Raw genomic sequence first — 9,767 nt, 5'->3', positions numbered from 1 at the left:
GTGAAGGTTCAAAGGTTATTTGCAAAGACTAATTTGAAAATTCAAGTTTGTCGAATTAAGAAAATCGGAATTTTATGAGGAAACAATGAGAATAAGGCCATATCAAAATAAAGATTTTAATACTATATCTCAATGGATAACAGAGGAACGTTCACATGCTCTATGGTGTGCAAATTTAATACCTTATCCACTGGAGAAAAAAGGTTTTGATGATTTATTGCAAGAAGCGGAAGAACGATTTGGAGATAGTCCCTTTGTTGCAACTACGGATGATGGAACGTTGGTTGGTTTTTTCTGCTTTTCTGTGAATTTGAATACAAATGAAGGTAAGCTCAAATTTGTAGTGGTTGACAATGCTATAAGGAATAAAGGATATGGATGTGAAATGATAAAACAGGCTGTTAAATATGCCTTTGAAATAGCGAAAGCAGATGCTGTGCAATTGAATGTTTTTCCTGAAAATCCTGGTGCAAAGAAATGTTATGAAAAAGAGGGATTTAGAGAACGAGCATTAACAGAAAATGCGTTTCGCTTTAAGGACGAATTATGGGGAAGGTGCAATATGGTTATTACAAGATAAGACTGTAGAATTCCAGTTTATTGTACCTATGGTTATCAGCTTACAACTAATAGAATAATATATGTACAAAGAGCATCTCTTGCAATGGAATTATTAAAAAAAGAAGATACAGCATAATCAAAGGGAAAGGCCTCAATAGCCTTTCCCTTAGTTTTTATTTCAACAACATTCTATCATTCACAAATTCACTGCCACTTGCTTCTTCAAACTTCTTAAGTAGGAAAGGAACAGTGAGTTTCTTTTTCTCTTCACCTTTTACATCATAAATAATCTGTCCATTATACATCATAATGAGTCTATTTCCTACATCAATAGCCTGCTGCATATCATGAGTAACCATCATTGCAGTTAATTTCTGTTCAGTGACAATCTTATTAGTAAGAAGTAATACTTTAGCACTTGTTGCAGGATCAAGAGCTGCTGTATGTTCATCTAGTAAGAGAATCTTAGGTTTTGTGACAGTCGCCATTAAGAGTGTGAGAGCCTGTCTCTGTCCACCTGATAATAAACCTACCTTGCTTGTCATTCTCTCTTCTAGACCTAAATTTAAGGTCTTTAAGAGGTCATAATACAACTTCTTTTCTTCTTTCTTGATACCCCACTTTAAAGTACGCTTCTGACCACGTCTTTTAGCCATTGCAAGGTTTTCATCAATCTGCATATCAGCTGCAGTACCCATCATAGGATCCTGGAATACACGACCAATAAGACCTGCACGTTTATATTCTGGATACAAAGAAATATCTTTATCATCTAGTTTAATATGACCACAATCAATAGGATAAACACCTGCAATCATATTCATTAAAGTGGATTTACCAGCACCATTACCACCAATAATAGTAACGAAATCTCCATCATCTAACTGAAGATTAATATCAATCAAGGCTTTCTTCTCATTAATAGTGCCAAGGTTAAATGTTTTTGATACATGTTCAATCTTAAGCATTTTTCTCATCCACCTCTTTTGTAAGTTTCTTATAGTTTGCAGTCTGTTTTCTATTCGCCATTAATACTGGAATAGTTAATGCGAGTGCAACAATAAATGCTGTTAAGAGCTTTAAGTCATCAGTTGATAAACCTAGCTGTATTACAATCGCAATAATAATACGGTAAATAATAGAACCAACAATAATGGCAATCAATCTTTTTAAGAAACTGCCATAACGGCCAAAGATGACTTCACCAATAACGATAGAAGCAAGACCCATAACGATAGCACCCATACCAATCTTGACATCACCATAACCAACTGACTGACCAACCATGGCACCACTTAAAGCGATTAAGGCATTAGAGATCACTAAACCAAGTAGTTTTGTATAATCAGTATTGACACCAACAGCTCTTACCATCTGTTCATTATTACCAGTCGCACGTAAGGCATTTCCTAATTCAGTTCCAAAGAACCAATAGAGTAGGGCAATCACAATAGCTACCGCAATAACACCTACAATAAGTGTAGATTGAGATACTGTTAAACCAACCATTGGACCCCAGTCATATAAGCTTTCTGTCTGTAATAGTGGAATGTTTGATTTGCCCATGATACGTAAGTTAATAGAATATAAGCCTAACTGTGCAAGAATACCAGCAAGGATAGCAGGAATCTTACATTTAGTATGTAATAATCCAGTCACAAATCCAGCAAGCGCACCTGCAAGAGTTGCTGCAAGAATTGCAACGATTGGATTACCATGATTTGTAAGAATAACAGCACATACAGCACTTCCTGTTGCAAAAGAACCATCACATGTCATATCTGCAATATCTAGCAGGCGGAATGTAATATAAACACCAACTGCCATGATGCCCCATAGGACACCCTGATAAGTCGCACTTTGTAATGCTAAAAATAAAGACATTCTCATTCACTCCTTAAATAAGTTCAACCTTATCTAATACTTCCTGTGGAATTGTAATACCAAGCTTTTCCATCTGAGCTTTGTTGACCTTTAATTTACAATCACTTGCTTTTAAGTATTCAATAGGCATAGTTGCTGGTTTATCTTTACCAGTTAAGATCTTAATAGCCTGCTTACCGGCGATAGTACCTAAGTTATAGTAATCAATACCATAAGTAGCTAAACCACCTTTAGTACACATACCTTCTTCACCAACAATAACAGGGATTTTAGCTTGATCAGTCACTTTTACAACTGCTGGGATATTAGAAGCAAGTAAGTTATCAGTTGGGATATATAAAGCATCTGCTTTACCTACAATAGAATCAGTAACAGACTGGATTTCATTAGATTCAGAAACAGTCTTTACTAATGGTGTCATACCCTGAGATTTAATTTCTTTGACAGCCATCTTACCCTGGATTTCAGAGTTAGATTCATTACCTGCATACATAACAGCAGCTGTCTTTGCGTTAGGCATGATTTGTTTTAATAATTTGATCTGTTCTTTAACTGGTGTTAAATCACTTGCTCCAGTTACATTTCCACCAGGTTTCTTATTTGATTTAACTAATTTACTACCGGCTGGATCAGTGACTGCAGATACGACAACTGGAATATCTTTAGTCTTCTTTACAACAGCCTGTGCAGCAGGAGTTGCAATTGCATAAATTAAATCATTTCCATCATTCACTAAACTTTCTGCAATAGTTTCACAGTTAGAGTTTTCACCACTTGCATTCTTTAAAGTAATATTAGAATCCTTATAACCTGCTTTTACAAGAGTATCCTTAAATCCCTTGTATGATGCATCTAATGCATCATGCTGCATATACTGGATTACTCCAATTTTCACATCAGCCTTATCTTTTGTACTAGACTGACTACCACAGCCAGTTAATGCGAGACCGACTGCCATTAAACCACATACAAATTTCTTCATAATAGATTCCTCCCTTTTTTCCCCTAAAAACAAAAAAATCCACCCCAAGAGGGCGAATTATCGCGGTACCACCTCTAGTTCATTAGTCATTGACTAACCTCACTAAATAGCAATAACGGGCAACCCGGGAAGTATTTTGTACTTCCAACTCCATGGTGAATTCAAGAATGTCTGCGTATGATTCTCACCAGCCATCATATCTCTTATGCCACACATTTCTCTACTATGTCATTTCTCTGTTTTTATAATATAAAAACATAATATAGGTATATTAAGGAAAAGTCAAATAAAAGTTTCAAAAGTTAGGGAAAAACTAAAATAGAATATAAGAAAAAAGAGCAGATATTTCTGCTCTTAGTAGTTGATTTCTTCGTAAAGAACTTTTAAAAGGACAGCTTTAGAACTCATCTGCTGACGCTTTCTATCATAAGTCTTAATTACGCTGTATTCAACAACGTCATACTTTTCAACTTCTTCATCATCAAGGAAATCAGCCTGTCTGAAGAATAAGTTTTCTTCACCATCTTGGAAGATACTACCAAAGCTCTTATCATGGTTGTAGAATACTACTTTACCTTCATGACGAGTAATGTAGTTTTCAAGATGATAGATGACTTCACTGTATACACGATCAAATGCATCGCTGGCACTTAAATCAGCATAATCAGCTAAATCAACATCTGCTTCATAAGTATTACCATTTTCTTCTTCTAGCTTCTTAATGAGGCATTCTGCAAGAGCACGAGCCTTATCCTGACCCTTAGCCTTTGCCATTGCTGAAATCTTCTTATAATCTTCGATATTCTTATAATCGAATCCACCCTTGAAGAACTTATCAACAAGAAGTGTATAAGCATCATCTTCACGATTAGTATTCATATAAAGCTTATAAAGGATTTCAAATGAATCAACTGCATTGAAATGCCCCTGTAAAGCGATGAATTCATTTTCAGCTTCTTCATAACGTCCAAGTTCAACTAGAGAGCTTGCACGATAATATTTAACCCAGTTAAGGTTGTTATAATGCCACTTTAAGTTATAAGTGAAAGCAATGTTTGCAGTTTCAACACATGCTCTATATGATTCAAGTTCATATAATGCACGTACTTTCATACGATACCATTTTTCTTTCTTACTTTCGAATTCTTTACCATCTTTATTAACAAATGGCTTATCTTCTAGAGTAGGTGCATCTAAGTAGTCTAATAATTCAGATAACTTCTTATAGTCTACTGGATTAGCCTTTAATACATGCTTAATAGCCTTATTGACTGCAGCTTCAAGTGGAGAATATCTCTCCTGCTTACAATATTTAGCGATTTCTTCTAAGATACCATAGAATAAACTTTCGTTCTTAGAAATTTCTTCATCACTGATGTTGATATACTTATTATAAAGAGCATAGCCAAAATAATTGATATATCCTTTCAATTCTGGTGCCATTTCAAGGAATGTTCTTCCTACTTCAATAGCTTCATCAGTCTTACCCTGATCCTTTAATTCTTTAACGAAATCACGTGCCTGGAATTCGCTGAATGAAGAGGCGTCCTCTTCGAAACGGTTCTTATAAGCCGTTAAATCTTTTACTTTTGATTCTTCCACATTATCACCCCTACGAGATATTATACATTTTTTTATTATTGATGTGAAGAAAAAACGAACGGAGTTCTCCGTTCGTTATTCTACAGTGACTGATTTGGCAAGGTTACGAGGTTTATCTACATCACAGCCCTTAATGCATGCTGTATGATATGCAATTAACTGTAATGGGATTGCGACAAGCACACTCTGTAATAATGGGTTGATATCTGGAAGATAGTAGATGTTTTCTACACCACTTACTTCCTGTCCTTCTACAGTAAATAGAATGACTTCAGCACCTCTTGCGATTGTTTCCTGGATATTAGAAATAGTCTTAGCTGCAACATGAGGCTGAGTTGCTACTGCAATCACTACAGTACCTGGTTCAATTAAGGCGATAGGACCATGTTTTAATTCACCAGCAATATAAGCATCAGCATGTACATAAGAAACTTCCTTAAGCTTTAAAGCACCTTCTAAGACACTTGCATAATCTAAGCTTCTACCAATAAAGTAGCAGTCATGCTTGTCTTTTAATGCTTTTGCATAGTTTTCAAAGATAGCTTCATCATCAATTAACTTAGATACATATTCTGGAAGGTTATTTAACTGTTCGATTAAATCAGTATCTACTACGTCTCCTCTGTTATCTGCAATATATAATGCGATTAAAGTAAGTAATACTAACTGAGTAGTATAAGCCTTAGTAGAGGCAACTGCAATTTCAGGTCCTGCACAAGTATAAAGTGTATGCTGTGCTTCTCTAGAAATAGTAGAGCCTAATACGTTAGTAACTGCAATAGTTGTACATCCTTTTTCATTTGCAAGCTTTAATGCAGCAAGAGTATCAGCTGTTTCACCAGACTGTGATACAAAGATGCATAGAGTCTTTTCATCGATAATTGGATCATTATAACGGAATTCACTAGCTACCTGAGTAAGAACTGGTAAACGAGTGGCACGTTCAAGAATAGATGCACCACATAATCCTGCATGATAAGCAGTACCACATGCTACATAATAAACCTTATTGAACTTATTGAAATCAACGTCTTTTAATTCATCTAAAACAATAGATTTCTCAAAAATACGACCTCTTAAAGTTTCCTGGATGACATGAGGCTGTTCATTGATTTCCTTTAACATATATGTATCAAAACCATTCTTCTGAGCAGCTTCCATATCATAAGGAATAGTAGTCATTTCTTTTTTGATTTCTTCACCATCTTTATTATAGAAAGTAATGCTGTCTTTCTTTAATACAGCCATTTCTAAATCATCTAGGAAATAAACATCTTTAGTATAAGAAAGTAAAGCTGGAATATCACTGGCTGCAACACTTGCATCTTCAGTACGTCCAATAACGAGTGGACTAGCCTTTTTAGCAACTACAACTTCATCAGGATGTTCTGTAGAAACAATACATAAAGCATAGCTTCCATCAATACAGTTCAATGTTTTCTTCACTGCTTCTAGAAGATCACCTTCATAGAAATAGTCTAAACACATAACAACAACTTCTGAATCTGTTTCACTCTGGAATGAATAACCCTTTTCTAACAAAATATCTTTTAATTCTCTATAGTTTTCAATGATGCCATTGTGTACAATAGAAAGAGTATTATCTGGATTTGTATGAGGATGTGAATTTAAGTTAGAAGGGATACCATGAGTTGCCCATCTTGTATGACCAATACCTACATGACCAGTCATATCATGATCTTTTAACTTTTCTTCTAAGTTCTTTAAACGACCTTTACATTTTACAGTTGTAAGTACGTTATTCAATACTGTTACACCTGCAGAGTCATATCCTCTATATTCTAGTTTTGCTAAACCCTGAATTAAAAATGGTAGGGCTTCACCATTGCCACAATAAGCTGTAATACCACACATAATCTTGTCCTCCTTGTTTTGTGGAATAAAAACGTTAAAACAAAGGAGTACCTGATGAAATCTGTTCATTGATCACTCAATGTTTTTATTCATCGTTTAGGCAGTACTATGCCTCTAGACCATCCGCCGAATTGTTCGATTAATCTAGTCCTCGTCAACTTAAATAAGTCCTGGCGCTTTATAGTTCATCACTTTATCTTAACGGTGATTATTATATACGTGAATTAGGATAAATCAATCAGAAATATTGATATTTTAAAAATATGAAAACGATATAAAACTTTATATACAAATTACAGAGAAATATAGAAAAATTAAAAGTATATATAAGAGTAGGAGGAATATTTATATGAAAGAAGATTTAGAAGGGAATATTGAAGAACTCAAAAAATATTTGAATAAGCTTGATGAGAGTGGTTTATATGATGCTGAGAAGTATTCACGTTCTTTATTGCATCAAACAAGCCAGTTATCTTATTTTTATTGTTCCTTAGTAAAGGATGGATCTCCATCAGATACTTATTATCATGTCCATAAGCGTCCTAAAGAACATCAGATGGCTTATTTTAATATTGGTAGAGGATTTCCTAAGGAACTCATGGATGGGCATTGGTGCTATGTTGTGAAAGATCTAGGCTATAAGATGTTGATCATACCTTGTACATCCATAAAAAAAGAATCATCACCAGTCAATCCACATTTTGAAAAGGACTTAACAGTCCTAGATGACCATGGCATGATTACACATTCTAGAATGCAATTAACTGATTTACGTACAGTAGATATTCAAAGACTGGATTGTCGCAAACCGTTCTATAATGTATGTGATGATCAAGAAGAAATTAGAAAATTCATAATAGAACACTTATTTTAACATGCCTATTTATGCTATGATACTCGTGGTGATGAAACATGAATGAAATGATGAAAGGAATGAAGAAAAGTATTCCCATTGCATTAGGATACTTTCCAGTTGCCTTTTCTTTTGGAGTATTATGTGTCTCAAGTGGCCTGCCCATTGGATTGGCCACTTTTATATCTCTTACAAACTTAACAAGTTCAGGACAGTTTGCAGGTGTTCAGCTGATTTTATCTGATAGTACTTATCTAGAAATCGCAATAACACTATTTTTGATTAATTTTAGATATTTCTTGATGAGTCTCTCTTTATCGCAGAAGATTGATGAGAAGATGAATACAGTTGAACGTATGATCATCTCTTTTGGTATTACAGATGAAACATTTGCGTTAGCGAGCTTACAGCCAGGTAAACTGACATTTAAGTTTATGTGCGGCTTTATTCTTACACCTATTATAGGATGGATAGGAGGTACTCTTGCTGGAGAATTTATTATGGGCTTATTGCCCTTAGCACTGCAAGGTGCTATGGGAATTGCTTTATATGGTATGTTCTTAGCTCTTATTGTGCCTGCAATGAAGGATTCAATGCCAGTCACTATAGTGGTATTAATTTCTATTGGAGTTCATACACTCTTTACTTATGTGCCATTATTTAATGTCATGAGTACTGGAGTACGCTTGATTAGTGCAACACTCATTGCGACATGTATGGGAGCCTGGTTATTTCCAAGGGAGGATGAAGCATGACAAGATATCAGATACTAGCTGTCTTAGTGATGGCACTCTTTACTTATCTGCCTCGTTTTTTACCACTAACATTCTTTAGAAAGAAGATTACATCTAAGTTTATCAATTCAGCTCTATATTACCTGCCTTATACAGTATTAGGAGCCTTGACTTTTCCAGGTGTCTTTAATTCTACACCTAATTTAGTAGAATCATGTGCAGGTATTCTAGTTGCAGTATTTTTTAGTTATAAAGGAAAAGGTCTGGTATTTGTGGCTATAGCTGCCATACTTGCGTCTTATATTGTGCAGGTTGTGATTTAAAAATCGGAAGTTTACAGCGAGGTGAAAGAGGTTGAATTATGTAGAATATGGAAAAGAAAACAGCGATGTAATTATCCTCTTACACGGAGGCGGTTTATCATGGTGGAATTACAAAGAGGTTGCTGAAAGACTTCAAACAGATTATCATGTGGTTTTGCCTATATTAGATGGTCATGCAGGATGTGATAAGCAGTTTACAACGATAGAGAATAATGCTTTGGATATTATAGAATTTGTAAATAGCAAATTGGGCGGTTCTGTTTTAATGATGGGAGGACTATCGCTTGGAGGGCAGATTTTGCTTGAAATTTTATCTCAACGCAAAGATATATGTAAGTATGCAATAGTGGAAAGTGTACTTGTGATACCTTCAAAATTTACATATTCTATGATTAAACCGGCGTTTGGAAGTTGCTATGGCTTAATAAAGTATAAGTGGTTTTCAAAATTGCAATTCAAATCACTACGAATAAAGTCGAATTTGTTTGATGAATATTACAAAGATACTTGTGCTATTAGAAAGAGTGATATGATTGCCTTTTTACAGGAAAACTCAGTATATTCACTAAAAGATGGCATTGGAGAGTGTGAAGCAACCGTTCAAATTTATGTTGGAGAAAAAGAAAAGCAATCAATGAAAAAATCTGCTAAAATCATTCATGAAAAATTGCAGGATAGTTTTATACAAGTTCTTCCTAATATGAATCATGGAGAGTTTTCAATAAACCACGCAGATGATTATGTGAGAAAACTATTAGAAATAGTAAAGCGAAGGTAACTTTCAGTCTTCAGCAGAGGCTGAAAGCAATAGAAGATTTGAATTGACCTAGCTCTTTGAGCGGGGGATACTTCTTGTCCGAAGGGCAAGAAGGTGGAACTGAGAAGAATTAAAACAATTGGAAGTTGGAGGATACACGCATGAAAATTGTAATCATTAATGGAAGTGCCAGAAA

General features: G+C 34.9%; 10 protein-coding genes and 1 other annotated feature. Of the genes, 5 read left to right on the top strand and 5 right to left on the bottom strand.

All coding sequences use genetic code 11. The annotated features are described in order from the left end of the window. Positions 1–85: 85 nt before the first annotated feature. Entirely contained in the window at positions 86–580 is a 495-nt protein-coding gene (locus tag QZQ55_RS09605) for a GNAT family N-acetyltransferase (RefSeq protein WP_295092824.1), read from the top strand. 154 nt (positions 581–734) lie between these two features. Here QZQ55_RS09605 and QZQ55_RS09600 read toward each other — a convergent pair whose 3' ends face one another. The 5 genes from QZQ55_RS09600 to glmS all read right to left on the bottom strand — a co-directional run bounded on the left by QZQ55_RS09600 (position 735) and on the right by glmS (position 6,904). Further along, positions 735–1,529 (bottom strand): ABC transporter ATP-binding protein, encoded by a 795-nt coding sequence (locus tag QZQ55_RS09600; protein WP_295092822.1) that lies wholly within the window; start codon positions 1,527–1,529, stop codon positions 735–737. Continuing rightward, a complete protein-coding gene (locus QZQ55_RS09595; RefSeq protein WP_270469619.1) occupies positions 1,522–2,445 on the bottom strand; it encodes an ABC transporter permease in 924 nt (307 codons plus the stop codon). The genes QZQ55_RS09600 and QZQ55_RS09595 overlap by 8 nt, the downstream gene beginning before the upstream one ends. A 13-nt stretch (positions 2,446–2,458) precedes the next feature. After that, positions 2,459–3,427, bottom strand: a complete 969-nt coding sequence (locus QZQ55_RS09590) for an ABC transporter substrate-binding protein (RefSeq protein ID WP_295092820.1) — start codon at positions 3,425–3,427, stop codon at positions 2,459–2,461. Between the two features lie 45 nt (positions 3,428–3,472). Further along, positions 3,473–3,673, bottom strand: a binding site (T-box leader). Between the two features lie 108 nt (positions 3,674–3,781). Continuing rightward, complete coding sequence (locus tag QZQ55_RS09585; RefSeq protein ID WP_295092819.1) at positions 3,782–5,029, bottom strand: hypothetical protein; 1,248 nt, start codon at positions 5,027–5,029, stop codon at positions 3,782–3,784. A 75-nt stretch (positions 5,030–5,104) separates the two neighbouring features. Next, positions 5,105–6,904 carry a glutamine--fructose-6-phosphate transaminase (isomerizing) gene (glmS, locus tag QZQ55_RS09580; protein ID WP_295092817.1) on the bottom strand — a complete coding sequence of 600 codons (1,800 nt, stop codon included), beginning with the start codon at positions 6,902–6,904 and terminating at the stop codon, positions 5,105–5,107. 349 nt (positions 6,905–7,253) lie between these two features. On the opposite strand from glmS, the gene QZQ55_RS09575 reads away from it, so the two are divergent. The 4 genes from QZQ55_RS09575 to QZQ55_RS09560 are packed head-to-tail and all read left to right on the top strand — an operon-like array spanning position 7,254 to position 9,592. Then, complete coding sequence (locus QZQ55_RS09575) at positions 7,254–7,778, top strand: hypothetical protein (protein ID WP_295092815.1); 525 nt, start codon at positions 7,254–7,256, stop codon at positions 7,776–7,778. 38 nt (positions 7,779–7,816) lie between these two features. Continuing rightward, a complete protein-coding gene (locus tag QZQ55_RS09570) occupies positions 7,817–8,512 on the top strand; it encodes an AzlC family ABC transporter permease (RefSeq protein WP_295092813.1) in 696 nt (231 codons plus the stop codon). Next, entirely contained in the window at positions 8,509–8,814 is a 306-nt protein-coding gene (locus QZQ55_RS09565) for an AzlD domain-containing protein (RefSeq protein ID WP_295092811.1), read from the top strand. The genes QZQ55_RS09570 and QZQ55_RS09565 overlap by 4 nt, the downstream gene beginning before the upstream one ends. Before the next feature lie 31 nt (positions 8,815–8,845). Then, positions 8,846–9,592, top strand: a complete 747-nt coding sequence (locus tag QZQ55_RS09560; protein WP_295092809.1) for an alpha/beta hydrolase — start codon at positions 8,846–8,848, stop codon at positions 9,590–9,592. The last annotated feature ends 175 nt before the right edge of the window (positions 9,593–9,767 follow it).

Origin of the sequence: uncultured Catenibacterium sp., assembly GCF_900540665.1 — a bacterium.
Taxonomy (GTDB): domain Bacteria; phylum Bacillota_I; class Bacilli_A; order Erysipelotrichales; family Coprobacillaceae; genus Catenibacterium.
The sequence above is the reverse complement of the archived record's forward strand: the minus strand, read 5'-3'. Positions and strand labels throughout refer to the sequence as shown.

Excerpts from the sequence above, each read along its gene's own strand:
- QZQ55_RS09605 (WP_295092824.1), top strand. The coding sequence starts at position 86 with ATGAGAATAAGGCCATATCAAAATAAAGATTTTAATACTATATCTCAA.
- QZQ55_RS09600 (WP_295092822.1), bottom strand. The coding sequence starts at position 1,529 with ATGCTTAAGATTGAACATGTATCAAAAACATTTAACCTTGGCACTATT.
- QZQ55_RS09595 (WP_270469619.1), bottom strand. The coding sequence starts at position 2,445 with ATGTCTTTATTTTTAGCATTACAAAGTGCGACTTATCAGGGTGTCCTA.
- QZQ55_RS09590 (WP_295092820.1), bottom strand. The coding sequence starts at position 3,427 with ATGAAGAAATTTGTATGTGGTTTAATGGCAGTCGGTCTCGCATTAACT.
- glmS (WP_295092817.1), bottom strand. The coding sequence starts at position 6,904 with ATGTGTGGTATTACAGCTTATTGTGGCAATGGTGAAGCCCTACCATTT.
- QZQ55_RS09575 (WP_295092815.1), top strand. The coding sequence starts at position 7,254 with ATGAAAGAAGATTTAGAAGGGAATATTGAAGAACTCAAAAAATATTTG.
- QZQ55_RS09570 (WP_295092813.1), top strand. The coding sequence starts at position 7,817 with ATGAATGAAATGATGAAAGGAATGAAGAAAAGTATTCCCATTGCATTA.
- QZQ55_RS09565 (WP_295092811.1), top strand. The coding sequence starts at position 8,509 with ATGACAAGATATCAGATACTAGCTGTCTTAGTGATGGCACTCTTTACT.